We start from the raw sequence: 24,211 nt of genomic DNA, 5'->3' as shown, positions 1-24,211 counted from the left end.
GTAGCCCGCGGGCCACAGTGGACGGCAAAGCCCGTGGGAACTGTGGTTTACGGCCACTTAACTTCGGGTGGCATGGAGGACAGGATCGACTCCACATTGCCTCCTGTCTTCAGCCCGAAGATGGTGCCGCGGTCGTAGAGCAGGTTGAATTCGACATAGCGCCCGCGACGCACGAGTTGCTCCTCGCGGTCGGCGGGCTGCCACGGCGTCTCGAAATTGCGCCGCACGAGTTCAGGGTAGATCGCCGCGAAGGTGCGGCCGACGTCCTGGGTGAAGGCGAAGTCGGCATTCCAGTCGCCCGATTCCAGCCAATCGTAGAAAATACCGCCGATGCCGCGCGGCTCCTTGCGGTGGGCGAGAAAGAAATAGTCGTCGCACCACTTCTTGAACTTGTCGTAGGGCGCAACCGCCGTGTGAGCGTGACAGGCTTTGCGGAAAGCCTCGTGGAAGGAAATGGTATCGGGGTCTTCCTGGGTGCGCCGCCGGTCGAGCACTGGGGTGAGGTCCGCACCGCCGCCGAACCAGCGTTTGGTGGTAACGACGAAGCGGGTATTCATGTGCACTGCGGGCACGTTCGGATTGCGCGGATGGGCGATCAGCGAGATACCGGAGGCCCAGAATCGTGGATCGTCGGCCGCGCCGGGAATTTGCGCGCGGAATTCGGGAGCGAACTCGCCGAACACGGTCGAGCAATGCACGCCGACCTTCTCGAACAATCGCCCGCGCATGATCGACATCACGCCGCCGCCGCCCGGCGCGCCGGTGTGGTCGCTGCGCTCCCACGGCGTGCGTTCGAATCGTCCCGCCTTGTCGCCGTAGAGCGAGGCGGGCGCTTCATCCTCCAGCCGCTCGTATGAGGCGCAGATATCGTCGCGCAGCTTTTCGAACCATGCGCGGGCGGTGGTCTTGCGATTCTCGAGCAGGGAGACGTCCATGTTTCAATCCATCATTTGGGTTGTGGCCCGAAATAGGTGCAGCTCTCGCCGCAGCTGTCGCGATGAACGCTGACGCGCGTCACCTCGCCCGCGCCCTGGACGCGATCCCAGATGTAGCGCGACAGATTTTCCAGCGTCGGCAGGCCGAGCGCCTCGATCTTGTTGAGGAATTTATGATCGAGCTCCTTGCGCACGTCGGCGACCCGCCGCTCCAGCAGGCCGAGGTCCATCACCATACCGGTCGCAGGATCGGGCGTGCCGCGAATGGTCACCTCGGCGCGAAACGAATGGCCGTGGATTTCCTGGCTGATGTCGCCAAGCGTCGTGCCGGACAGCGAATGCGCGGCCTCGAAGTGAAAGGATTTGGTCAGTTCCCACATTACGAACGGTTACTCCAACTCATCTGTTCTCTTACCTGATCCCGATGGTCTTGTGGGTCTGCACGCTGAGCCGCCATTGCGGATGGCGCAGACAATAGTCAATCGCATGCTTCGTATTTTGCGCCAGATCAGGCCCGTCCATCGGCTGCAGCAGGAAATGCTGGAAGGCGAGGGCGGTGTAATCCTCAGGCGCGTTCTGCGTCTGCGGATAGACCAGTTTCAATTCGTGCCCCTGCCGGATTGCGAGTTCAGTGTCGGCCTTTGGGCTGACGCATATCCAGTCGAGGCCGGGAGGCGCGGGCAGGGTGCCGTTGGTCTCGACCGCGATCATGAAGCCGCGCGCATGAAGCGCTCCGATCAGCGCGTCATCGATCTGCAGCATCGGTTCGCCGCCGGTCAACACCACGAAACGATGGTCGGGATGAGGCCCCCAGGTCGTAGCGATTCGCTCTGCGAGATCGTCGGCGGTGGCATAGCGTCCGCCAAGCGTGCCATCGGTGCCGACGAAATCGGTATCGCAGAACTGACATACGGCATCCGCGCGATCCTGTTCGCGGCCACTCCACAGATTGCAGCCGCTGAAGCGGCAGAACACGGCCGGGCGGCCAGCCTGCATGCCTTCGCCTTGCAAAGTCAGGAAGATTTCCTTCACCGCATAACTCACGGCGTATTGTCTCCATTTGTGACAGCGTGGGCCGTCTGTCGCAGTGCCTCGCCGAGCGCCATCGCGGCGCTGACGGCGACATTGAGCGAGCGCATACCGTCCGCGATCGGGATCACCAGCTTCCGGTCAGCGCACGCGGCGACCTCGTCCGGCACGCCCGCGCTTTCCCGCCCGAGCAGAAGAATATCAGTATCTTCATAGCGATGGGCCAGATAGGAGGTGGCGCCCTTGGTGGTCAACAGCAATAGCCGCCCGCCATCCGCCTGCTGCCATGCGCGAAACGCGGTCCATGACACATGGCGTGATATGGAAACCCGATCGAGATAATCCATCCCGGCACGGCGGAAATGGCGGTCGCTCACCGGAAAGCCCGCCGGTTCTATAATATGCGCCTCGGCCCCGAGGCACGCGCAGAGCCGAAGAATCGTCCCGGTATTCTGGGGAATGTCCGGTTGATACAGGGCGATCCGCATGGCGATCAGGCTCGGAAAAAAGGGGGCAAAAACCGTTGCTATGCGCCGAATTTGCGCATCGCACGAGCGGGAGCCGATACCGGGCTTGCGCTCAATCGGCAAGGGTGCCAATAGATCGATTCTAGATCACCTGTTCTGCCCGGCTGAGTAGAACAAGTGAGTTCTGCTCCCGCGAGGCCCGCGGGCACCGGCTGACGTTTCCGGCGCGTTCGTCCGCGCAATAAAAGGGGTCGTCGGGCGGTTGCAGTTCGGAAAGGGTTTGCAAACGTGACTGCTTCTTCTTCGGCACATCCGGCGACGCGCCGTGATTTCCTGTTCGTCGCGACCGGAGCCGTGGCTGCCGTGGGCGGCGCGGCGGCTGTCTGGCCGCTGATTTCCCAGATGAACCCCGATGCCTCGACCATCGCGGCCGGCGCTCCGATCGAAGTCGATCTGTCGCCGATTGCCGAAGGGCAGGACATCAAGGTGTTCTGGCGCGGCAAGCCGATCTACATCATGAACCGCACCAAGAAACAGATCGAGGAGGCGCGCTCGGTGAACGTGTCGAGCCTGCCCGATCCGCAGACCGACCAGTCCCGCGTCAAGGAAGGCCATGACAATTGGCTGGTCGTGATCGGCATCTGCACCCATCTCGGCTGCATCCCGATCGCGCATGAAGGCAATTACGACGGCTTCTTCTGCCCGTGCCACGGTTCGCAGTACGATTCCTCGGGCCGCATCCGCCAGGGGCCGGCGCCGCTCAATCTGTACGTCCCGCCGTACAACTTCGTTTCCGACACCAAGATCAAAATCGGCTGACGTCAGTCGCCTCCACCTTCCAGGATCGCAACTCATGAGCGGACCCTCTACCTACGACCCGCAAAATCCAGCCTTGAAGTGGATTGAGCAACGCCTGCCGATCGGCGGCCTTATCCATTCGTCCTTCATCGCCTATCCGACGCCGCGCAACCTCAACTACTGGTGGACGTTCGGCGCCATTCTTTCGATGATGCTCGGCGTGCAGATCATCACCGGCGTCATCCTGGCGATGCACTACACCCCGCATGTCGATCTTGCGTTCAAGTCGGTCGAACTGATCGTGCGCGACGTCAACTATGGATGGCTGCTGCGCTACGTCCACTCCAACGGCGCATCGATGTTCTTCATCGCCGTCTACATCCACATGTTCCGTGGTCTCTATTACGGGTCCTACAAGGCGCCGCGCGAGATCCTCTGGATTCTCGGCGTCATCATCTACCTGCTGATGATGGCCACGGGCTTCATGGGCTACGTGCTGCCATGGGGCCAGATGAGCTTCTGGGGCGCGACCGTCATCACCAACCTGTTCTCGGCGATCCCTTACGTCGGCGACAGCATCGTGACCCTGCTGTGGGGTGGCTATTCGGTCGGTAACCCGACGCTGAATCGCTTCTTCTCGCTGCACTACCTGCTGCCGTTCGTGATCGCGGGCGTTGTCGTGCTGCACGTCTGGGCGCTGCACGTCGCGGGCCAGAACAACCCGGCCGGCGTCGAGCCGAAGACCGAGAAGGACACCGTGCCATTCACGCCTTACGCGACCGTCAAGGACTCGTTCGGCATGGCCTGCTTCCTGATTTTCTTCGCCTGGTTCATCTTCTACATCCCGAACTATCTCGGCGATCCGGATAACTACATCCAGGCCAATCCGGCCGTAACGCCCGCGCACATCGTGCCAGAATGGTATTATCTGCCGTTCTACGCGATCCTGCGTTCGATCCCGAGCAAACTCGGCGGCGTCATCGCGATGTTCGGCGCGATCATCGTGCTGGCCTTCCTGCCGTGGCTCGATAGCTGCAAGGTGCGTTCGTCGAAGTATCGTCCGCTCGCCAAGCAGTTCTTCTGGATTTTCGTCGCGACCTGCATCGGTCTCGGCTATCTTGGCGCGCAGCCGCCGGAGGGCATCTATGTCATCGCCGGCCGTGTGCTGACGGTGATCTATTTCGCCTATTTCCTGATCGTGCTGCCGGTTCTGTCGCGGATCGAAACCACGCGTCCGCTGCCGAACTCGATTGCCGACGACGTGCTTGCCAAGTCCGGCAAGGTTGCCGCAGTCCTCGCGCTTGCCGTTGCCGGTTCGCTGGCGATGGGTGGCATGGACAGCGCCAAGGCCGCCGATCATGGCAGCACGCCGCCGTCGATGAACTGGTCGTTCGCCGGTCCTTTCGGCAAGTTCGACCAGGGCCAGCTGCAGCGCGGCCTGAAGGTCTACAAGGAAGTCTGCTCGAACTGCCACTCGCTGGACTTCGTGGCGTTCCGCAACCTCGCCGATCCGGGCGGTCCGGGTTATTCTGCGGCGCAGGCGGCAGCCTTCGCGGCTGAGTACAAGGTCAAGGACGGTCCGAACGACGCAGGCGACATGTTCGAGCGTCCGGGTCGCCCCGCGGACTACTTCCCCGCGCCGTTCCCGAACGAGCAGGCGGCCCGTGCCTCCAATGGTGGCGCAGCTCCGCCGGATCTGTCGCTGATGGCGAAGGCCCGTGGCTATGAACGCGGCTTCCCGCAGTTCGTCTTCGACGCCTTCACTCAGTTCCAGGAGAAGGGACCGAACTACATCCACGCTCTCCTGAATGGCTACAAGGAAAAGCCGGCGGACTTCGCGTTGCCCGAGGGTTCGTACTACAACACGTACTTCCCGGGTCATTCGATCAAGATGCCGCCGCCGCTGTCCGACGGTCAGATCACCTACGACGATGGCTCGCCCGCAACGGTCGAGCAGTACTCGAAGGACGTTGCCGCCTTCCTGATGTGGACTGCGGAGCCGCGTCTCGAGGACCGCAAGCGTCTCGGCATGCAGGTGATGCTGTTCCTGATCGTGCTGTCGGGTCTGCTGTACTTCACCAAGCGCAAGATCTGGGCCGACGCGCACTAAGCGCTTTCGCTAAGGCCTCGCAAAGATCAAGGGCTCCTTCGGGAGCCCTTTTTCGTTGGGCGACAGTTGAACCAGCGCGGCTTTGCCTCGTTGCACTCCAGCGCCGCAGGCGGCATTGTCTGCGTCAATTCCATTGCGACTTCCGAGGTTTTTTATGGGTACCAGCATCAGCTTTTCCCGTCCCGACGGCAAAGAAGCCAAGGGCTATCTCGCCAACGCCGCGCGCGGCAATGCACCGGGCGTCGTCGTCATTCAGGAATGGTGGGGGTTGTCCGAACAGATCAAGTCGATGACCGATCGTTTCGCGATGGCAGGCTTCGATGCGCTGGCACCGGACCTGTTCGAGGGCGTCGTGGTGCCGTATCATGACGCGGATGCCGCCGCGAAGGAGATGAACTCACTGAACTTCATCGAAGCTGCCGAGCAGAACGTGCGCGGCGCGGTGCAATACCTCAAGCGCAACGGCGCCCAGGTCGGCCTCACCGGGTTCTGCATGGGCGGCGCGATTACCATCATCGGTGCAGCCAAAATTCCCGAGCTGACGGCCGCAGTGTCGTTCTATGGCGTGCCGTCCCCGGAGGCGGTGAAGCCGGCTGATGTCAGGGTGCCGTTGCAGGGCCACTTCGCCAACAAGGACGATTTCTTCACGCCGCAGGCGGTCAGCGCCTTCGAGGAAGGTCTGAAGAAGGCACGCAAATCGTGTGAGTTCTTCCGTTACGACGCCGACCATGCCTTCGCCAACGAGCAGCGCGCCTCGGTCCATGACCGGCAGGCGGCGGAACTGGCGTGGGGTCGGGCGATCGAGTTTTTCAAGAAGCATCTGGGGTGAGAGGCAGTCCGGTGGGGTGCAGGGGAGTTTGCTCCCCTTGACATCCGCCCGTCCGGGTGATGATTTGCCGCCCATGATCGCAGCAACCCGCACGTCCCTGATCTGGTGGCGCACCTTGTAAAAGGTGGCCGGTGCGATTTTGCTTGAAATCACGTTAGGGCCGCCATGCATGGGCGGTCTTTTTGTTTGTCCTGTGTGGCGTTCCTGGTGGAAGTCTCTTAAGAGGAACCCATGAACAGGACGGTTTTTTCCCTTCCCGCCACGGCGGATTACACCACGGCGCGGGGCCTTGAGGTCTCGCGGCGGGTCACGTCGTTCTCCGGCGGACAGAAGCTGGATGCGCTGATCGATCTCCTCGACCGCCGCCGCGGCGTGGTGCTGTCGTCTGGCACCACGGTGCCGGGGCGCTACGAGAGTTTCGATCTCGGCTTCGCCAATCCGCCGCTGCGGCTGGAATCGGTCGGCGAAAAATTCTTCATCGACGCGCTGAATGCGCGCGGCCAAGTGCTGATCGCCTTTCTCGCCGCGACGCTGAACAATCCTGCCGTCGCGATCACGTCCAAGACCGCCGAGCGCATCGAAGGCCATATCGTGCGCGGCGATGCGCCGGTCGAGGAGGAGCAGCGCACACGGCGCGCCTCGATCATGTCGCTGGTGCGCGAGATCATCGCATCGATGAGCTACGCGGGCGAGCCGTTGCTCGGTCTGTTCGGCTCGTTTGCCTACGACCTCGTGTTCCAGATCGAGGACCTCAAGCAGAAGCGCAAGCGCGACGCCGACCAGCGCGACATCGTGCTCTACATTCCCGATGAGCTGCTCGCCTATGACCGCGCCACCGGACGGGGTGTCGTGGTCGAGTATGAATTCGGCTATGGCGGCGCGACCACGCGCGGGCAGGGACGCGATACGCCCGACAGCGTTTATGCGTTGACCAAGCGCGAAGGTTTTGCCGACCACGCGCCGGGCGTCTATCAGGCGACTGTCGAGCGGGCCCGCGAGGCGTTCGCGCGCGGCGATTTGTTCGAGGCAGTGCCCGGGCAATTGTTCGCCGAGCCATGCGAACGCACCCCGGCCGAAGTGTTCAAGCGGCTGTGCATCATCAATCCGTCGCCTTACGGCGCACTGCTCAATCTCGGCGACGGCGAGTTTCTCATTTCGGCGTCGCCCGAGATGTTCGTGCGTTCCGACGGCAAACGCGTCGAGACTTGTCCGATCTCCGGCACCATCGCGCGGGGCGTCGACGCCATCAGCGATGCCAAGCAGATTCAGGAATTGCTGAACTCGCAGAAGGACGAGTTCGAACTCAACATGTGCACCGATGTCGACCGCAACGACAAGGCGCGGGTCTGCGTGCCGGGTTCGATCAAGGTACTGGCACGACGGCAGATCGAGACCTATTCGAAACTGTTTCACACGGTCGATCACGTCGAGGGCATGCTGCGCCCCGGTTTCGATGCCATCGACGGCTTCCTCACTCATTGCTGGGCGGTGACGGTGACCGGCGCGCCGAAGCTGTGGGCGATGCAGTTCGTCGAGGACAACGAGCGCTCCTCGCGTCGCTGGTATGCGGGCGCGCTAGGCTTCCTCGGCTTCGACGGCGGCATCAACACAGGCCTCACCATCCGCACCATCCGCATGAAGGATGGTTTGGCTGAAGTGCGCGTCGGTGCGACGTTGCTGTTCGATTCCGATCCTGTCGCAGAAGAAAAAGAATGCCAGACCAAGGCGGCGGCTTTGTTTCAAGCGCTGCGCGGCGATCCGCCGAAGGCGCTCTCGACATTCGCTCCGGATGCGACCGGTTCGGGCAAGCGCGTGCTGCTGGTCGATTGCGACGATTCCTTTGTCCACATGCTGGCGGATTATTTCCGGCAGGTGGGAGCGAATGTCAGCGTGACGCGGCATCTGCATGCGATGCAGCGGCTCAAGAACGAGAAGTTCGACCTGCTGGTGCTGTCGCCGGGGCCGGGGCGGCCGGAGGATTTCGGCGTTTCGAAATTCATCGATGAGGCGCTGGAAAAGAAGATGCCGATCTTCGGCGTCTGTCTCGGCGTGCAGGCGATCGGCGAATATTTCGGAGGCCAACTCGGCCAACTCGCGCAGCCTGCGCACGGGCGTCCCTCGCGGATTCAGAATCGCGGCGGAACCTTGATGCGCAACTTGCCGAACGAACTCACCATCGGCCGCTATCATTCGCTGTTCGTGGGGCCTGACACCATGCCGGAGGTGCTGGTTGTCACCGCGAGCACAGAGGACGGCATTCCGATGGCGATCGAGCATAAGGATCTGCCGGTCGGCGGCGTGCAATTCCATCCTGAATCGCTGATGTCGCTGGAAGGCGATGTCGGGCTGAAGATCGTGGAAAACGCCTTCCGGCTGGGGCAGAAGTGAAATGGCGGAAGCATCCATGACCATTGCTGACGATTTGAAAGCCTCGGTTCGCGCGATCCCGGATTATCCGAAACCGGGCATCATCTTTCGCGATATCACCACGCTGCTCGGCAACGCATGGGCGTTTCGCCGCGCGGTAGACGAACTGGTGCAGCCGTGGGCGGGCTCGAAGATCGACAAGGTCGCGGGCATGGAAGCGCGCGGCTTTATTCTCGGCGGCGCGGTCGCGCATCAGGTCTCGGCGGGCTTCGTGCCGATCCGCAAGAAGGGCAAGCTGCCACACACCACCGTGCGCATCGCTTATTCTCTTGAGTATGGCCTCGACGAGATGGAGATGCACGCCGATGCGGTGAAGCCCGGCGAGCGCGTCATCCTGATCGACGATCTGATTGCGACCGGCGGCACCGCGGAAGGCGCCGTGAAGCTGCTGCGCCAGATCGGTGCGGAAGTCGTCGCGGCGTGTTTCATCATCGATCTGCCGGCACTCGGCGGCGCAGCGAAACTGCGCGCGATGAACGTGCCGGTGCGCACGTTGATGGAATTCGACGGACACTGACCGTTGGTCAGTCCTGCAGCTTCAGCCGCTTCTCCAGATTCCTGAACTTGGTGTAGTTCGCGCGCGTCCACTGATGCAGTTCGGACGATGAATCCTGCGCTGTACGCAGATAGTGGGTGAACGAGAAGTTCGTCCGTTGCACGATCGAACGCAGGAAAGCGGGCAGCGCCGCGACATGAAGCGGCCTGACACCTGCGAAATCCTTCGGTGCCTCGCCATGCAGCACATGCTCGTTATCGATCGCGATCAGCGGTGAGACGGGGAAGGTCTTGCGCAGCGTCGCCCACGCGTTGGACGAGGTGCGGGTGGAGTCGGGAATGAACAGCACAACCGGCTCGATACCGCGTCGGATTGCTTCCTTCATGAAACCGATCTCATCGACGAGCCTGAAGAAATCGTCGAACGCATGCAGCCCGAGGTCGACCACCTTCGAGACGCGGTCGTTGACGATGAGGCGGTCCATCAACGCCATCTGCGATTGGGTGTCATTGATCGCGGCGGTCTCGGTGGTGCGGGGCAGGTAGTCCAGCAGCGACGGTTCGCGCAGGTTGATGTCGAAGGCGAGCATATTGCCGTTCTGCAGCAGCAGAAATTCGCTCAACACGCGTGAAATCAGCGTCTTGCCGACATCCGGACGCGGCGAGCAGACGATGTAGACGGGCGTACGCGGCATCGTTGAAACCAGCCGAAAGCCGTGGTCTGGCGCGGCTGTTATTTTTAATCTGCGGCGGCCGGACGGGTGAAGCCCTTGTCCGTGCTGCCGACGATATCGGTGAGCTTGATGCGGTCGAACTCGCCCCAGACATTACCGAGCCAGTGCCGGACATAGCCGCGCAGCACGAAGGAGTAATTCGCGGTCTCGTCGCTCGGGCCCTTGTTGGCCACGAATTTCAGGAACGGCACCGACGAGACTTCGACCTGCTCATAAGCCATTTCGTTGAGCTTCGGAATCGTGATCTCGGTCGCGTTCTTGATGCGCTTGAAATACGAGTTGTAGGTCGCCTGATCCCACTCGAAGAAGCTCGTGTTGTTGATGAAATTCTTCACGAGGAAATACTTCGCGCCATCCATGAAGTTCGCGGTTTCGGCGATCTCGTCGAGCGAGGCGATCGATGGGCCAAGAATGTGGAATACGGCGAAGGTGATCTGGCCGGAGCGGGCGGCATCAAGGAAGCCAATGTCGCGCAACGCGGCGAGGGTGGGCGACATCAGGCCTGCGCGCACGTCAATCACGGTGACGTTGGCCGTCGCCGTGTTGAGTGTATCGAAGATCTTCATCTGGTCGGACGTCGTCGTGACGTCGACGATCTCGGTGACCTCGGGGTGGAAGCGCTTCAGCGTTCCGCGCGGCGCTTCGGTGTCGAACGCCCGCGTCGGAATGTTGTTAGCGGTGAAATAGTCCAGAACGGTGCGCGACACCGTGGTCTTGCCGACCCCGCCCTTGTCCGCGCCTACCACGATAACTGCCGGCTTCGCCATGAGATTTCCTTAACGCCCGTTATGCCCGGACCGATTCCGTCCGGGATCACGTATATCCTCTTGTCAAAGCAAGATCAGTCCGGAAACGGGCCGTCTCGCCCTCCGGGATCATGCCTTCGCCTGCTCCTTCGGAACATGGCAGAAACAGCGGATAATTCAATTCTTTACCTGCCCGATACACCCCGCTCGGGGCCAAAACTGTGGGTTGTCAGCGCCGCCAGGGCCAGCGGCGTGGCCCCCAGGGGCCAATGGGGGAATTGGCGGCGGGTGGGTGCGAAATCTGGGCACCGTCCCATGGGCCCAGGGGCCGGGTTTGTGACACTTCCGTTTCGCCATCCCCCGAATCCGGCGCCGGCAACGGCAACGGTCCGGGATCGTGGCCTCCGGCATAGCGCACCAGCGCGTCGACCCGCGCCTCGACCGAGGGATGGGTCGCGAACAGGTCGGCAAATCCCTCGCGCGGATTGTCGAGGCACATCTCCATCACCGCCGATGTCGCGCCCGGCAGTTCGCCGCGACCCTCGATCTTGCGCAGCGCGGAGATCATCGCGTCCGGATTCTTGGTCAGTTCGACCGATCCGGCATCGGCGAGGAACTCGCGCGAGCGCGACAGTGCCAACCGCACCATCTGGGAGAGCGTCCATGCTACCCCGATCAGCAGCACCGCGATCAGGAACACGCCCATGGCAGCCCCGCCGCCACCGCCGCCCCTTCGTTCACCGTCACTGCTTGATCGGCTCCGGGAGATGCCGCCGAGATTCCAGCTCGAATTGACGAACAGGCGGAAGAACAGTTCGGCGAAGAAGCCGATCACGCCGGCGATAATCACCGCGACCACCATCAATTGCACGTCGCCGTTGCGGATGTGGGTCAGCTCGTGGCCGAGCACCGCTTCGATCTCGTGATCGTCGAGTGCGGCGAGGAGGCCGGTCGTGACCGTGATAGCGTATTGCTGCTTATTGAGGCCGGTGGCGAAGGCGTTGAGCGCGTCGCTGTCCATGATCTTCAGCTTCGGCATCGGAATGCCGCGTGAGATGCACATGTTCTCCAGCAGGTTATAGAGTCGCGGTTGTTCCTGCCGCGTCACGTCGTGACCGCCGGTCACCATGTCGATGATCTTCTGATGGAAGAAATAGGCGATCACGATCCAGACGACCGTGCCGATGGTGGCATAAGGCAGCGCATGGACCAGATCGCGCAGGCCAAGCGCGATGTAGGCCTCGAACGTCAGGCGGCTGTCGCTCATCACCTCGGCGATCAGCGCACCGGCGAACACCATCACGTAGATGAGGCAAAACAATCCGGCGAGTAGCAGCATCGAACGCGTCTTGTTCGATGCGATATGCGTGTAGAGACCGTATGCAGCCATGGTGCGCGGCCTTGCCGGATTGCGATGTCAGCGGGCGAGCGGACGGCCTGTCAGAATTTGACTGAGGGCGCCTGCTCAAGCTGGCCGCGGCTTTCGCCGAGATCGAAAAACTCCTTGCGGCTGAAGCCGAACATTCCCGCGAACAGCGCCGCTGGCATCTGCTGGATGCCCGTGTTGTATTCCTGCACGGCGTTGTTGAAGAAACGCCGGCTCGCTGCGATCTTGTTCTCGATATCGGAGAGTTCGCTCTGCAACTGCTGGAAGTTGGCGTTGGCCTTGAGATCAGGATAGGCCTCCGACAGCGCAATCAGGCGGCCGAGCGCGCCGGAGAGCTGGGCTTCTGCGGCGGAGACCTGCGCCGGTCCCTGCGCCGAGAGTGCGGCGTTGCGTGCCTTCACCACGTCGTCGAGCGTGCCGCGCTCGTGAGTGGCATAGCCCTTCACCGTTTCGACCAGATTGGGAATGAGATCGTGCCGCTGCTTGAGCTGGACGTCGATGTCCGCGAACGCCTGGTTCACCCGCTGCGATAGCGCCACAAGACGGTTGTAGGCGCCGAAAGCGAAAAGCACGAGAAGGACAATGATGCCGATGATAATCCAGCTGGACGACATGAGAGCAAACTCCCTGAGGACGAAAGGAATACGCTAGCAGATATAGGCGTTCCCTGCATGTGCGCAGGGTGCGTCCATTGGTGTCTGCAGGGCAGATGAGTTCAGGCGGGATACGAAAAACCCGCCCCCTTGCGGAGGCGGGTTGCGGGACTGAGCTGTGTTCGCAGATGGTCCGGCGGATGATTACGGCTTGGCGATGTGCCAGGCGCCGTTCAGGAAGCCGTCGCCCTTCACGTCGCCGGCGGCGGTGTCCTGCTTGAAGGTGTAGAGCGGCTTGCCCTTGTAGGCCCACATCTTGCTGCCGTCGTCGCGGGTGACGACGGTCCAGTCGCCGGAGGCCTTGGCGTCGGTGGATGCGGCAAGGATTGGCCAGTTGTTAGCGCAGGGGCCGTTGCAGGCGGACTTGCCGGCGGAGTCCTTGTCGAAAGTGTAGAGCGTCATGCCCTTGGCATCGACGAGGGCAGGACCTTTCGAAGTCTGGGCGGTTTTGGCCGGGGCTGCGGCCTGCGCAAAGGCGAGCGTGCCGAAGGCAGCGGTAAAAGCGAGTGCGGCGGCGATCTTGAGCGAGGTTGTCGGCATATGGATACTCCCTGTGAGAACTACGAAACGCGGACGCGTCACAGGGACAAACTCCGGGTGGTCCGGTTTATTCCGCGACTTTGCCTGGAACGGCGTCACCCCAGTCCCACCGTCGCGCGGCGGCGTAGGCCGACTTGTCGCGACGGGGCACGGACACCAGCGAAAGCCCGGCTTTGGTGCAGAGCTTGGCGCTGACCGCAACCTTGTTGAGCGTCGGCTGTGCGAGCACGCGAGCGGTATTTACCATGAGCGGTAGTCGCGATAGCGCCACATAGATGAATCGCTCGTCTTCGAACGGCACGTCCGCGCCCTTGAGCTGCTTGTGCGCGCGGGAGCGCGACAGCCGCTGTGAGAAATGACACCAGTCCGGCGCAGTGAGCGGGCAGGCATTGTCGTGTGGGCAGGGGGCGATCACATGCGCGCCTTGTGCGATGAGCCGGGTGCGAAGCGTGAGGATCCGCGCATAGCCCGCAGGCGTGCCCGGCTCGATCACCAAAAGCGTATCGCGCGCCCTTTGCCACATCAGATCCGCGAGCGCGTCACGATCCACATCGCCGAGTTCGTTGATGACGTAGCTCGCGATCACGAGATCGGCACTCTCCATCGCCGCGAGTCCGGCAAGCACGTCGTTTTCAACATAGCGCATCGACGCAAGGCGGCTGTCTTCAACCGTGTCGCAGGCGAGCGCACGCAACGCCGTGTTAGCGTCGATGGCGGCAAAGCTCGTGAGTGACTCGAACGTCTGTGCCGCCGCCCAGCTTGCGGTCGCGGGACCGGCGCCGACATCGAGCAGCGTCGCGGGTACGAAATCAGGGCGCTGTTCGCGCAGTGCGTGGAGGCTTGCGGCAATCGCGGAATAGGTCGCGGGCATCCGCGCCAACGCATAGGCGAGCGCGTCCCGCTCGGTGCGGATCGGCGCGGAAGTGCCGCCGCCGCGATAACTCTCCGAAATCGCGCCTGCGCGCTTCGCTGCGTCAACGCGCGACAGTCCTTCGGACTTTCGTACGAGCGCGGCTTTCAAGTCGGGCGGAAGATCAAAGGCGGCCATGAAGCGATGTTACACGTTTGGCCATCCTGATGCGCGCGAAGAACGGCGCATCAGGCTTCGCGGCGTTACGCCACGTTCTGGTCGAGCACCTTCATCGCGCCGTCGAGGTCGACGGACACAAGCTGTGATACGCCGCGCTCGGCCATGGTGACGCCGAACAGCCGGTTCATCCGCGCCATGGTGATCGGATTGTGCGTGATGATGATGAAGCGCGTCTCGGTCGAGCTCGTCATCTCGTGCAGCAGGTTGCAGAATCGCTCGACATTGTGGTCGTCGAGCGGTGCGTCGACTTCGTCCAGCACGCAGATTGGCGATGGGTTCGTGAGGAACACCGCGAAGATCAGCGCCAGCGCCGTTAGCGCCTGTTCGCCACCGGACAGGAGCGACAGCGACTGCGGCTTCTTGCCGGGCGGCTTGGCGATGATCTCGAGGCCCGCTTCCAGCGGATCGTCGCTCTCGATCAATTGCAACTCAGCCTGGCCGCCGCCGAACAGTTCGGTGAATAGCCGCTTGAAGTGATCGTTCACGGTCTCGAACGAGGTCAGCAGGCGCTCGCGGGCTTCCTTGTTAAGGCTTTGGATGCCGGTGCGCAGCTTCTTGATTGCTTCGACGAGGTCGTCGCGTTCGGTGGTGAGGCCGGTGTGCTGGGTCTCGATCTCGCGCAGCTCTTCCTCGGCGCGCAAGTTGACGGCACCGAGCCGGTCGCGGTCGCGGCGCAACTTTTCGAGATCGGTTTCGACGGACGTGACTTCCGGCAACTCGGTTTCGGGCGTCACTTCGGCCATCGCGGCCACGCCGTGCGGCTCGACCTCGAGCATGTCGCGGATTTCGCGCTCGATGTCTTCGAGGCGGCGGCGGGTCGCCTCCATGCGCTCCTCGGCGCGGGCGGTGGCTTCGCGCGCGGCAGACAGCGCTTCGAGCGTGGCGCGTGCGGCCTTGTCGGTTTCCGCCATCAGGTTTTCGGCGGTGGCAAGCGCATCGGCGGCCTCGCGGCGCGCGGCCTCCGCGGTCTCGATCTCATTGATGATGCCGCGGCGCTTCTCGGCGAACAGGGCCGGCGCGTCTTCGAGTTGCTCGCGCTCGGCCTGCACCTCGGCGGTGCGCTCCTCGATGGTTGCGATCTGCGCGGTGGCGTTGTTCTTGCGGGTCTGCCATTCGTTGCGCTCGGAGGCGATAGCCTGCACGCGGCGGTCGGCGAGTTCAGCCTCGCGGGCGAGCGCCTGCGCTTCGGCGCGCACCTGTGCGGCACTCTGGCGCTTCTCGTCCATCGCGCCGCGCGCAGTGGCGAGTTGTGCTTCCGTCTCGTCGCTCGCGGGCAGTTCGGCGATGGCCTGTGTCGCGACGGTGTGAGCGCCATCGGCTTCGGCACGGTCGGCGGCAAGGCGGGTCTGCGCTTCCGCGAGTGCGGAGCGGCGCGCGGCGTGGCGGTTGATCTCGCGCTCGGCGGCCGCATGGCGATCACGCGCGGCATCGGCATCGCGTTGTGCTGCACGGGCGGCTTCGCGCGCGGCGGACTCGGCGGCTGCGGCGAATTTCAGTTCGGACTCGGCGGCTTCCAGCGCCTGCCGCTTGGCGCTCGCATCGGCGCGAGCCTGTTCAATTTCGTGCTCGATGTCGGCGAGACGAGCGCGTTCGGCCAGACGCCGCGCCGCGCCGGTCGGCGCATGCGCAGCGGCAACGAAACCATCCCAGCGCCACAGGTCGCCTTCGGTGGAGACGAGTCGCTGGCCGGTCTTCAGGCGGCTGACAAGTTCTGCGCCACGTTCGCGGCTGACGACGCCGATCTGCGCAAGACGCCGCGCCAGTTCCGGCGGCGCGTTGACGTGGGTGGCGAGCGCTTCGATGCCATCGGGCAGCGCCGGATCGTCGGCCATGATGCCGAGATTCGACCAGCGCATCGGCGCGGACGCATCGGTTGGCGCGTCGAGATCGTCGCCGAGCGCGGCGCCGAGCGCCTTCTCGTAACCCTTGGCGACACTGACGCCGTCAATGATCGACGGCCACAAATTCTTGGTTTCGCTGGTGACGAGCTTGGCGATGGTCTTGGCTTCAGTCTCCAGCCGCTGCACGCGCTTGTCGGCTTCGACGACAGGCGAACGCGAGCCGTCGAGCTTGGCGCGCGCGGCAACATGCGCGGCTTCGCTGGTCTGCACGGTGCTGGCGGATTGCGCGAGCGTTTCCTGCGCGGCGACTGTCGCCTGCGCGAGGGTTTCGAGATCGGCGAGGCTGCCAGTCTCGGCGTCGAGCCTCTCGACGTCGCTGCCGACATTGGCGATTTCCCGGTCGATGCGGGCGAGGCGTTCCGCATGGGTACGGGCGTTGGCCTCGATCTGACGGCGGCGCGCGGTGAGATCGGCGAGCGCGGTGGTGAGTTCGGAGAAGGTGCGCTCGGCGGCGACAAGTGCGGCGTCGGCTTCCGCCACCCTGGCGTCCGCGCCGCTGCGGGTTTCGACGCGCGTCTTGATCTCTTCCTTGAGAGTCTCTTCCTCGGCACCGAGCCGCTCGACGGCAACGTCGGCGTCGGACAACTGGCGCTGTTCGCGCACGATGTCGGCGGTGAACTGCGTCAGGCGACGATCGAGTTCGGCGGCGCGCTCCTTGGCCAGCTGCTCCTCGCGGTTGAGCATGTCGCGCGCGTTGGTGAGGCGCTGCAAACCGGCGGCAGCGCGCGCTTCGTTCTCGCGCAGCGCGGGCAACTCGGAAGCACGGATCGCCTGAATGCGCGCGGCTTCGGCCTGGTGCTGAACACGCTCGGCCTGCTCGCGCACGGCGAGGTCGTGGGTGCGGCCGGATTCGGCGACATCCTCGTTGGCCTGCAGCCAGCGCAGATGAAACAGCAACGCCTCGGCCTTGCGGACCTTGGCCTGTACCTCACGATAGCGGATGGCCTGCCGCGCCTGCCGCTTCAGGCCGTCGATCTGGCTCGACAACTGGCCGATCACGTCCTCGACGCGGGTGAGGTTGGTCTCGGCCGCCTTCAGGCGCAGCTCGGCCTCGTGGCGGCGGGCGTGAAGACCGGCGACGCCAGCGGCGTCTTCCAGCACGCGGCGGCGCTGGTCGGGACGGGCCTGAATAATTTCGCCGATCTTGCCCTGGTGGACGAGGGCGGGTGAACGCGCGCCGGTCGCGGCGTCGGCAAACAGGATCTGCACGTCACGCGCGCGGACGTCCTTGCCGTTGATGCGATAGACTGATCCGGCCTCGCGCTCGATGCGGCGCGAGACTTCAAGCAATTCGGAATCGTTCACCGAGGAGGGGGCGGAGCGATCTGAATTGTCGATCGTCATCACGACTTCGGCGTGGTTGCGCGCGGGGCGGTTGCCGGAGCCGGAGAAGATCACCGCATCCATGTCGGCGGCGCGCAGCGATTTGTAGGACGTCTCGCCCATCGCCCAGCGCAGCGCTTCCACCAGATTGGATTTGCCGCAGCCGTTCGGTCCGACCACGCCGGTGAGGCCGGGTTCGATCAGAAAATCGGTCGCCTCGACGAACGATTTGAATCCATGCAGGCGAAGGCGCGTCAGTTTCATGCGAGACTTACTCTGTTGGCGGCCCCTCGCGGGGCCTGCCGTACCCATATCCATTGCGGATGTCATTGCCATCCGGCGACCGGAGGCATGAGCGAATCACCCAAAGCCACCGTTCAGGCCGGACAATGGCCAGCAGGCGGGGGCAGGGCAACGTCCCCGCGTTCGTTTCCGGGGGATTTCGGCCGATTTTCCAACGGTTTTAGGGCGATTTTCGCGGTTCCAGGAGAAGGAAAAGCGAACAAAATCGCCGGATACTGCCCCTCCGGACGTCGGTTCCGGAATCGAGGCTGGACCCGCTCAGCTCTTGAGCAGCGGGTCGATCATGCCTTTGAAGCTGTCGAAGGAGGTTTCGCCCTTCACCAGCTTGCCGTTGATGAAGAAGCTCGGTGTGGAGTCAATCTTCAGCGTCTTGTTGGCATATTCGCGGTCGGCAAGGATGCCCTTCTGCACCGTGAGGTCGTCCTGCACGCAGGACTTGATCATCGCCTCGCTGAAACCTGCCTGCTTGCCGACGCGGTTGATGGTCTGGAACGCCTGGGTTTGCAGATCCGCCTGCTGGTTGAACAGGATGCCGATGATGGCGAAGTATTTGTTCGAATCGTCCTTGGCGACGCAGCGCGCCAGCGCGGACGCTGCGAGCGCCACCTGATCGAGCGGAAACTCGCGGAAGATGAAGCGCACCTTGCCGGTGTCGATGTAGGTCGACTTGATCTGCGGGAAGACTTCCTTCTCGAACGCTGCGCAGTGCGGGCAAGTCATCGAGGCGTATTCAATGATCGTCACCGGGGCGTCTTTTGAGCCCAGCGCCATGTCGCCGAGTGTGCTCGGCTTGGCGATCTGCGCCGGCTCCTGCGCGTTTGCCGCGGAGATCAATTGCCATGGAGATGCGCCGATCGCGGCCGCAGTGCCTGCGAAAGCCAGAGCGGTATTGAAGGTACGGCGCGTGATCATCGCTGGAAACTCCGGATTGCGTGTGCGCAGGGGCGCGGGGTGAGGGTTGTCTGCTAGCTTGAAACCACAATTGTGGCAATGCCGGGTGCGTCCGACCCGGCTGGAAGGCGTCAATTTCGCTTGATCGAGGCGCCTAGCCGCGCGATCGCGGTGCGCAGACCATCGTTGTCCACGGTGTCCAGTTCGCGGGCCTGTTCAGCGATGGCGGCCTCGCTCGGAGGCTTTCTGGTCTTTCGTTTCTCCCGGTGCGCGAGCGGCGCCTGCCGCAGCGCAATTTTGCCGACTGCATTCCAGCCGAAGAAGCGGTTGACGCGCTCTAGAATGACGGTCGAAGAATGCTGGATTTCCAGCGCGCGTGGTCCTTCCACGCGCAGGATCAGCGTGGCCGGGATATCTGGCTGGCCTTCGACCGGCCGTTGCCACTGGATCTTCAACGGCTCGGCATAGGCGGCGATGTCTGCACCCACGATCTCGCTCCAGCGCGTCACCAGTTCACGCGAGGCAAAGCCCTGCCGCTTGAAGGCGTCGTTGAAGACGCCTGCAAGAAGCGCGGATAACGGCTTGGAGGTAAGACGGCCGGGCTTGCTCATGACTGCCTGTGATGCCTAAAAAGTCCCATGACTCTAGCAGGCGCCACAGCCCGGCGAAACAAAGTCACGGCGTCCGGCGGGAGGAAATCCGCCTCGCGCGCGGAACTGCTGCTGCAATGGTACGACCGCCATCGCCGTGTGCTGCCGTGGCGTGCGCTGCCCGGCGAACTCGCCAATCCCTACCGCGTCTGGCTGTCGGAGATCATGCTGCAGCAGACCACCGTGAAGGCGGTCGGTCCGTACTTCCTCAAATTCATCGACCGCTGGCCAAACGTCACCGACATGGCGGCAGCATCTCTCGACGATGTGCTGCGGATGTGGGCCGGGCTCGGCTACTACTCGCGTGCGCGCAACCTTTACGCCTGCGCGGTGGCGGTGACGTGCGAGCATGGTGGCGCATTTCCCGATACCGAGGATGGCCTGCGCGCATTGCCCGGCATCGGTCCCTATACGGCGGCGGCGATCGCGGCGATCGCGTTCGGGCGGCAGACCATGCCGGTCGACGGCAATATCGAGCGGGTGATATCGCGCCTGTTCGCTGTGGACGACGAACTGCCGAAAGCGAAGCCCGAGATTCAGCGTCTCGCCGCGACACTGCTCGGATCATCACGCGCGGGCGATTCCGCGCAGGCGTTGATGGATCTTGGCGCAACGATCTGCACACCGAAGAAACCAGCCTGCGTGCTGTGTCCGCTGAGCGATGATTGTCTCGCGCGCATGCGAGGCGAACAGGAGACGTTTCCGCGTAAAGCGCCGAAGAAGACCGGCGCGTTACGGCGGGGCGCTGCGTTCGTCGTCACGCGCGGCGAGGAACTGCTGGTACGCACGCGGCCCGAGAAAGGTTTGCTCGGCAGCATGACCGAAGTGCCGGGCTCGGATTGGCTCGTTGCACATGATGAGACAACGGCGCGTGCTCAGGCGCCGGTTTTAAAAGATATGTCGCGCTGGCGGAGGAAAGTGGGTCACGTGACGCACGTTTTCACGCATTTTCCATTGGAGTTGTCCGTATATGTGAGCAAAGTATCTCCGAAGACCAAAGCGCCGCACGGAATGCGCTGGGTCAAAATCGCGACGCTTAAAGACGAGGCGTTGCCGAATGTGATGCGCAAGGTCATTGCGCACGGATTGGGAGACTGAAATGCTCGAGTTTTACTATGGGGTTGGAACGTGCGCGCTGGCATCGCATATCGCGCTGGAGGAAGCGGGCGTACAGTACAACGCGCACCGCGTCGACATGAAAGCCAACCAGCAGAATTCTCCGGAATATCTCGCGATCAACCCCAAGGGCCGCGTGCCCGCGCTGGTGACGGATCAGGGCGTGCTGACCGAGACGCCCGCCATCCTCGCTTACATCGCGCAGACCTTCCCCAAGGCGAACCTCGCGCCTGTGAACGATCCGTTTGCGTTCGCACAGGTGCAGTCGTTCAACAGCTATCTTTGCTCGAGCGTGCACATCGCCCATTCGCACAAGGGACGCGGCGCACGCTGGGCCAGCGAAGAGAGTTCGCTGGAGGACATGAAGCGCAAGGTGCCCGAGAACATGCGTGCGTGCGTCGCCATGATCGAGCAGAACATGCTGCGCGGCCCCTGGGTGATGGGCGAAGCCTACACCGTCTGTGATCCATATCTGTTCACGATCGGAAACTGGGCGAAGGCCGATGGCGTCGATCTCGCGGAATTTCCGAAGGTGAGCGCGCATCGCGAGCGCATGAAGGAGCGCCCGGCGGTGCAGAAGGTGCTCGACAGGGAAAAGGCCTGAGGCCGTCGCACGATCTGCAATTACCAAACGAAAACGGACGCCTTGCGGCGTCCGTTTTTATTTGCAGGATCGTTTTGTGGCTCAGGCCGTTTGCATCTCGCGGCGGATTTCGGCGCGCAATTCGTCGATCAGGCGCAGGCCCTTCTTCGTCTCGACGTGCCAGAAGGACCAGCCGTTGCAGGCTTCCGAGCCTTGCGCCACCGCGCCCATGCGATGAATTGAGCCGACCTTGTCGCCGAGCATGATGGCGCCGTCGGCGCGCACCAGAGCGGCGTGCTTCTTTTTCGAATCCACGAGCTTGTCGCCTGGCGAGATCATGCCGCGCTCGACCAGTTCGGAGAACGCGACGCGCGGTGCTTCGCGCGCGGTCATGAACGGAGCGAGCGTCGCGCCCGGCAGCGGCAGAATTTCCGCGATCCGCTTTTCAGCGGCGGCGGCATAGGTCTTGTCGCGCTCGAAGCCGATGTAGCTGCGGCCGAGCCGCTTGGCGACCGCGCCGGTGGTGCCGGTGCCATTGAACGGATCGATCACGAGATCGCCGGGCTTCGATGAGGAGAGCAGCACGCGCGCCAGCAGGCCTTCCGGCTTCTGCGTCGGATGCACTTTCTTGCCGTCCTTGCCCTTGAGGCGTTCCTCGCCGGTGCACAGCGGGATCAGCCAGTCGGAGCGGGCCTGCACGTCCTCGTTCGCCGCTTTCAGTGCATCGTAGTTGAACGTGTATTTGGTTTTTTCGTCACGTGCCGCCCAGATCATCGTTTCGTGCGCATTGGTGAAACGGCGGCCGCGGAAGTTCGGCATCGGGTTGGACTTGCGCCACACGATGTCGTTGAGGATCCAGAATCCGAGATCCTGCATGATCGCGCCGACGCGGAAGATGTTATGATAGGAGCCGATCACCCAGATCGTCGCGGTCGGCTTCATGATGCGGCGGCAGGCGAGCAGCCAGGCGCGCGTGAAATCATCATAAGCGGAAAACGATGAGAACTTGTCCCAGTCGTTATTGACCGCATCGACATGCGACTCGTCCGGGCGCTTCAGTTCGCCCTTGAGCTGCAAGTTATAGGGGGGGTCGGCGAACACCAGATCGACGGAGCTCGCAGGCAGTTTCGTCATCTCTGCGACGCAATCGCCGATGACGATGCGCGAGGACGGCGAGGTTTCAAAATTAGTGCGGGGCGCCCTTGCAGACGCCCCGCGACGCGACACAACCATGACTCAAACCTGACTCAGGCGACGCAGTCGGCGACGCGGGACCAACAAATCCGACTTGTCTTCACCATGAATGTCCAAGGTAAAAATCGACTTAATCGTTTTCCGTTTTCGAAACTTGATTTTTTATTTTTGAATCCGCGGCGCGCATCATCGAAAATGTATCGCGTTGCTTCAGGACGCGGCCTTCCGAGACATCGACTCTCGCAGCGCCCGCGCCCAGTGGCGGCACGAAGTCGGCCAGTGCACGACCGGGCCGCTGGTTTGACTAGGCAAGAATTGCCGGGGACGCTAAAATCCGCTCGCGAGCGTGGTTGTTGTTGCATCATGCATCAAACGATTCCCGCCGTCGGCCGTTATGAATATCCAAGGCCCTAGGAGAGACCGATGCGTTATGACGATTTCCGCCGCAGCGACGATATCGACGATCGGCGCGACGATAGTGGTAGCGGCGGTTTTGGCGGCGGAGGCGGGGGCTTCGGTTTCCCGATGGGCGGCGGCGGCCGGCTCGGTATCGGCACGGTGGTGGTTCTCGGCCTGATCGGCTGGGCTGTCGGCATTGATCCACGGATTCTGATCGGCGGCGCGGAAATCCTCACTGGCGGCGGCGGACAGGCGCCCAGCTATCAAAGCGACCGGCCGTCCTCGCAGGCCAAGCGTGGTGCACCGACCGACGAGATGGGCAGTATGATCGCCGGCGTGCTCGGCGAGATCGACGACCGCTGGGACGAAATCTTCTCGGCCAGTGGCCGAACCTACAAGGGCCCGCGTATCGTCCTGTTCCGCAACGCCACCAATGGCGGCCGCTGCGGCATGGCGCAATCGGCGATGGGGCCGTTCTACTGCCCGCCCGACCGGCAGATTTTCCTCGACACCGGCTTCTTCCGGGAGATCGAGACGAAATTCGGCGGCTGTCAGGGCAGTGCCTGCAAATTCACCGCAGCCTATATCATCGCGCATGAGGCGGGCCATCATATCCAGAACCTGCTTGGCATCCTCGACAAGGCGCACGCGCTGCAGCAGCAGGCGGGCAGCAAGGCGGAAGCCAATGCGATCCAGGTCAAGGTCGAACTCCAGGCGGATTGTCTCGCCGGTGTCTGGGTCAACCGCGAGGCGAAGAAGCGGCCGGGCTTCATCGAGCCGGGCGACATCGACGGTGCGTTGCGGACCGCTGCGGCGATCGGCGATGACACCCTGCAGCGCAAGATGCAGGGTCGCGTGGTGCCGGATTCCTTCACTCACGGCTCGGCCGAGCAGCGCAAGCGCTGGTTCATGACCGGCTACCAGCAGGGTACCGTGTCAGCCTGCAACACGTTCGGCGCGAGTGCGCTTTGATATGACGAACCTCGATCAGTCGAAGCCGTTCATTCCGCTCAACATCGCGGTGTTGACCGTCTCGGATTCGCGTTCGCTTGCCGATGATAAATCGGGGACGACGCTGGCGGAGCGGATCGCGGCGGCGGGGCATCGTCTCGCAGCGCGCGAGATCGTCACCGACGATGTCGAAAAGATTCAGGCGCAGTTGAAGCGATGGATCGCGGACGATGGCGTCGACGTCGTGGTGACCACCGGTGGCACCGGTTTCACCGGACGCGACGTGACGCCGGAGGCGGTCGAGCCGCTGTTCGACAAGCGGATGGATGGTTTTTCCATCGCCTTCCATATGATGAGCTACGCCAAGATCGGAACGTCCACGATCCAGAGCCGCGCGACCGCCGGTATTGCGGGCACGACCTTTATCTTTTCGCTGCCGGGATCACCGGGCGCCTGCCGCGATGGCTGGGACGGCATCCTCGTGCATCAGCTCGATTACCGCACGCGGCCGTGTAATTTCGTGGAGATCATGCCGCGGCTGGACGAACACCTGAAGCGCGGCAAGGCGAAGGCCTGAGCTCCCTTGCATGGCGTGGCAGTGCATGTGCGGGCATTTTCCCTGCTATTTGTAAGTATTTTTTCAGGGTTGTTTCATGTCTC

General features: G+C 62.9%; 23 protein-coding genes. 9 read left to right on the top strand and 14 right to left on the bottom strand.

Going from position 1 to position 24,211, the window contains the following annotated elements:
- Positions 1 to 47: 47 nt before the first annotated feature.
- Genes hemF through HMPREF9697_RS07750 form a run of 4 tightly spaced genes read right to left on the bottom strand, consistent with a single transcriptional unit; the run spans position 48 to position 2,452 of the window.
- Positions 48 to 935 carry an oxygen-dependent coproporphyrinogen oxidase gene (gene hemF, locus HMPREF9697_RS07765; RefSeq protein ID WP_002716633.1) on the bottom strand — a complete coding sequence of 296 codons (888 nt, stop codon included), beginning with the start codon at positions 933 to 935 and terminating at the stop codon, positions 48 to 50.
- An 11-nt stretch (positions 936 to 946) separates the two neighbouring features.
- Entirely contained in the window at positions 947 to 1,315 is a 369-nt protein-coding gene (locus tag HMPREF9697_RS07760; RefSeq protein WP_002716632.1) for a 6-pyruvoyl trahydropterin synthase family protein, read from the bottom strand.
- 31 nt (positions 1,316 to 1,346) lie between these two features.
- Positions 1,347 to 1,979, bottom strand: a complete 633-nt coding sequence (gene queE, locus HMPREF9697_RS07755) for a 7-carboxy-7-deazaguanine synthase (RefSeq protein ID WP_002716631.1) — start codon at positions 1,977 to 1,979, stop codon at positions 1,347 to 1,349.
- Positions 1,976 to 2,452 carry a tRNA (cytidine(34)-2'-O)-methyltransferase gene (locus tag HMPREF9697_RS07750; protein WP_002716630.1) on the bottom strand — a complete coding sequence of 159 codons (477 nt, stop codon included), beginning with the start codon at positions 2,450 to 2,452 and terminating at the stop codon, positions 1,976 to 1,978. The genes queE and HMPREF9697_RS07750 overlap by 4 nt, the downstream gene beginning before the upstream one ends.
- Before the next feature lie 267 nt (positions 2,453 to 2,719).
- On the opposite strand from HMPREF9697_RS07750, the gene petA reads away from it, so the two are divergent.
- The 5 genes from petA (at position 2,720) to HMPREF9697_RS07725 (ending at position 9,112) form a co-directional block, all read left to right on the top strand.
- Complete coding sequence (gene petA, locus HMPREF9697_RS07745; RefSeq protein WP_002716629.1) at positions 2,720 to 3,250, top strand: ubiquinol-cytochrome c reductase iron-sulfur subunit; 531 nt, start codon at positions 2,720 to 2,722, stop codon at positions 3,248 to 3,250.
- A 34-nt stretch (positions 3,251 to 3,284) separates the two neighbouring features.
- On the top strand, positions 3,285 to 5,339 hold the full coding sequence (locus HMPREF9697_RS07740) for a cytochrome c1 (RefSeq protein ID WP_002716628.1): 2,055 nt from the start codon (positions 3,285 to 3,287) through the stop codon (positions 5,337 to 5,339).
- A 154-nt stretch (positions 5,340 to 5,493) separates the two neighbouring features.
- Positions 5,494 to 6,168: a dienelactone hydrolase family protein gene (locus HMPREF9697_RS07735; RefSeq protein ID WP_002716627.1), complete on the top strand. Its 675-nt coding sequence runs from the start codon at positions 5,494 to 5,496 to the stop codon at positions 6,166 to 6,168.
- A 231-nt stretch (positions 6,169 to 6,399) separates the two neighbouring features.
- Positions 6,400 to 8,556 (top strand): anthranilate synthase component I, encoded by a 2,157-nt coding sequence (locus HMPREF9697_RS07730; RefSeq protein WP_002716626.1) that lies wholly within the window; start codon positions 6,400 to 6,402, stop codon positions 8,554 to 8,556.
- Positions 8,557 to 8,572: 16 nt separating this feature from the next.
- Positions 8,573 to 9,112 (top strand): adenine phosphoribosyltransferase, encoded by a 540-nt coding sequence (locus HMPREF9697_RS07725; protein ID WP_002716625.1) that lies wholly within the window; start codon positions 8,573 to 8,575, stop codon positions 9,110 to 9,112.
- A 7-nt stretch (positions 9,113 to 9,119) separates the two neighbouring features.
- Here the strand turns inward: HMPREF9697_RS07725 and HMPREF9697_RS07720 are convergent, their stop codons facing one another.
- The 9 genes from HMPREF9697_RS07720 to HMPREF9697_RS07680 all read right to left on the bottom strand — a co-directional run bounded on the left by HMPREF9697_RS07720 (position 9,120) and on the right by HMPREF9697_RS07680 (position 19,269).
- Positions 9,120 to 9,785: a hypothetical protein gene (locus tag HMPREF9697_RS07720; RefSeq protein WP_002716624.1), complete on the bottom strand. Its 666-nt coding sequence runs from the start codon at positions 9,783 to 9,785 to the stop codon at positions 9,120 to 9,122.
- A gap of 44 nt (positions 9,786 to 9,829) precedes the next feature.
- Positions 9,830 to 10,591 carry a P-loop NTPase family protein gene (locus tag HMPREF9697_RS07715; protein WP_002716623.1) on the bottom strand — a complete coding sequence of 254 codons (762 nt, stop codon included), beginning with the start codon at positions 10,589 to 10,591 and terminating at the stop codon, positions 9,830 to 9,832.
- A 208-nt stretch (positions 10,592 to 10,799) separates the two neighbouring features.
- Complete coding sequence (locus HMPREF9697_RS07710; protein ID WP_002716622.1) at positions 10,800 to 11,960, bottom strand: M48 family metallopeptidase; 1,161 nt, start codon at positions 11,958 to 11,960, stop codon at positions 10,800 to 10,802.
- A 50-nt stretch (positions 11,961 to 12,010) separates the two neighbouring features.
- Positions 12,011 to 12,571 carry a LemA family protein gene (locus HMPREF9697_RS07705; protein ID WP_002716621.1) on the bottom strand — a complete coding sequence of 187 codons (561 nt, stop codon included), beginning with the start codon at positions 12,569 to 12,571 and terminating at the stop codon, positions 12,011 to 12,013.
- 183 nt (positions 12,572 to 12,754) lie between these two features.
- Positions 12,755 to 13,150, bottom strand: coding sequence for a COG4315 family predicted lipoprotein (locus tag HMPREF9697_RS07700; RefSeq protein WP_002716620.1), 396 nt, complete (start codon positions 13,148 to 13,150; stop codon positions 12,755 to 12,757).
- 67 nt (positions 13,151 to 13,217) lie between these two features.
- The gene (locus HMPREF9697_RS07695; protein WP_002716619.1) at positions 13,218 to 14,198 is read right to left on the bottom strand and encodes a small ribosomal subunit Rsm22 family protein; all 981 of its coding nucleotides are present in this window, start codon (positions 14,196 to 14,198) and stop codon (positions 13,218 to 13,220) included.
- 65 nt (positions 14,199 to 14,263) lie between these two features.
- Positions 14,264 to 17,728 (bottom strand): chromosome segregation protein SMC, encoded by a 3,465-nt coding sequence (gene smc, locus HMPREF9697_RS07690; RefSeq protein WP_040307855.1) that lies wholly within the window; start codon positions 17,726 to 17,728, stop codon positions 14,264 to 14,266.
- A gap of 297 nt (positions 17,729 to 18,025) precedes the next feature.
- Complete coding sequence (locus HMPREF9697_RS07685; protein WP_002716617.1) at positions 18,026 to 18,679, bottom strand: DsbA family protein; 654 nt, start codon at positions 18,677 to 18,679, stop codon at positions 18,026 to 18,028.
- A 110-nt stretch (positions 18,680 to 18,789) separates the two neighbouring features.
- Positions 18,790 to 19,269, bottom strand: a complete 480-nt coding sequence (locus HMPREF9697_RS07680) for a DUF721 domain-containing protein (protein WP_002716616.1) — start codon at positions 19,267 to 19,269, stop codon at positions 18,790 to 18,792.
- Positions 19,270 to 19,296: 27 nt separating this feature from the next.
- Here HMPREF9697_RS07680 and mutY point away from each other — a divergent pair, with 27 nt between their 5' ends.
- Together mutY and HMPREF9697_RS07670 are read left to right on the top strand one after the other, a co-directional pair.
- Positions 19,297 to 20,406 (top strand): A/G-specific adenine glycosylase, encoded by a 1,110-nt coding sequence (mutY, locus tag HMPREF9697_RS07675; RefSeq protein WP_002716615.1) that lies wholly within the window; start codon positions 19,297 to 19,299, stop codon positions 20,404 to 20,406.
- 1 nt (position 20,407) lies between these two features.
- Entirely contained in the window at positions 20,408 to 21,028 is a 621-nt protein-coding gene (locus HMPREF9697_RS07670; RefSeq protein WP_002716614.1) for a glutathione S-transferase family protein, read from the top strand.
- An 81-nt stretch (positions 21,029 to 21,109) separates the two neighbouring features.
- Here HMPREF9697_RS07670 and HMPREF9697_RS07665 read toward each other — a convergent pair whose 3' ends face one another.
- The gene (locus tag HMPREF9697_RS07665) at positions 21,110 to 22,240 is read right to left on the bottom strand and encodes a site-specific DNA-methyltransferase (RefSeq protein ID WP_002716613.1); all 1,131 of its coding nucleotides are present in this window, start codon (positions 22,238 to 22,240) and stop codon (positions 21,110 to 21,112) included.
- 384 nt (positions 22,241 to 22,624) lie between these two features.
- Here HMPREF9697_RS07665 and ypfJ point away from each other — a divergent pair, with 384 nt between their 5' ends.
- Both ypfJ and moaB read left to right on the top strand, forming a co-directional pair.
- Positions 22,625 to 23,572 carry a KPN_02809 family neutral zinc metallopeptidase gene (gene ypfJ, locus HMPREF9697_RS07660; RefSeq protein ID WP_002716612.1) on the top strand — a complete coding sequence of 316 codons (948 nt, stop codon included), beginning with the start codon at positions 22,625 to 22,627 and terminating at the stop codon, positions 23,570 to 23,572.
- A 1-nt stretch (position 23,573) separates the two neighbouring features.
- Positions 23,574 to 24,128: a molybdenum cofactor biosynthesis protein B gene (gene moaB, locus HMPREF9697_RS07655; protein ID WP_002716611.1), complete on the top strand. Its 555-nt coding sequence runs from the start codon at positions 23,574 to 23,576 to the stop codon at positions 24,126 to 24,128.
- The last annotated feature ends 83 nt before the right edge of the window (positions 24,129 to 24,211 follow it).

The sequence above is a fragment of the Afipia felis ATCC 53690 genome (assembly GCF_000314735.2).
GTDB classification, from domain to species: domain Bacteria; phylum Pseudomonadota; class Alphaproteobacteria; order Rhizobiales; family Xanthobacteraceae; genus Afipia; species Afipia felis.
Note: the sequence above shows the minus strand (reverse complement) of the source record. Positions and strands in the feature narration are given on the sequence as shown.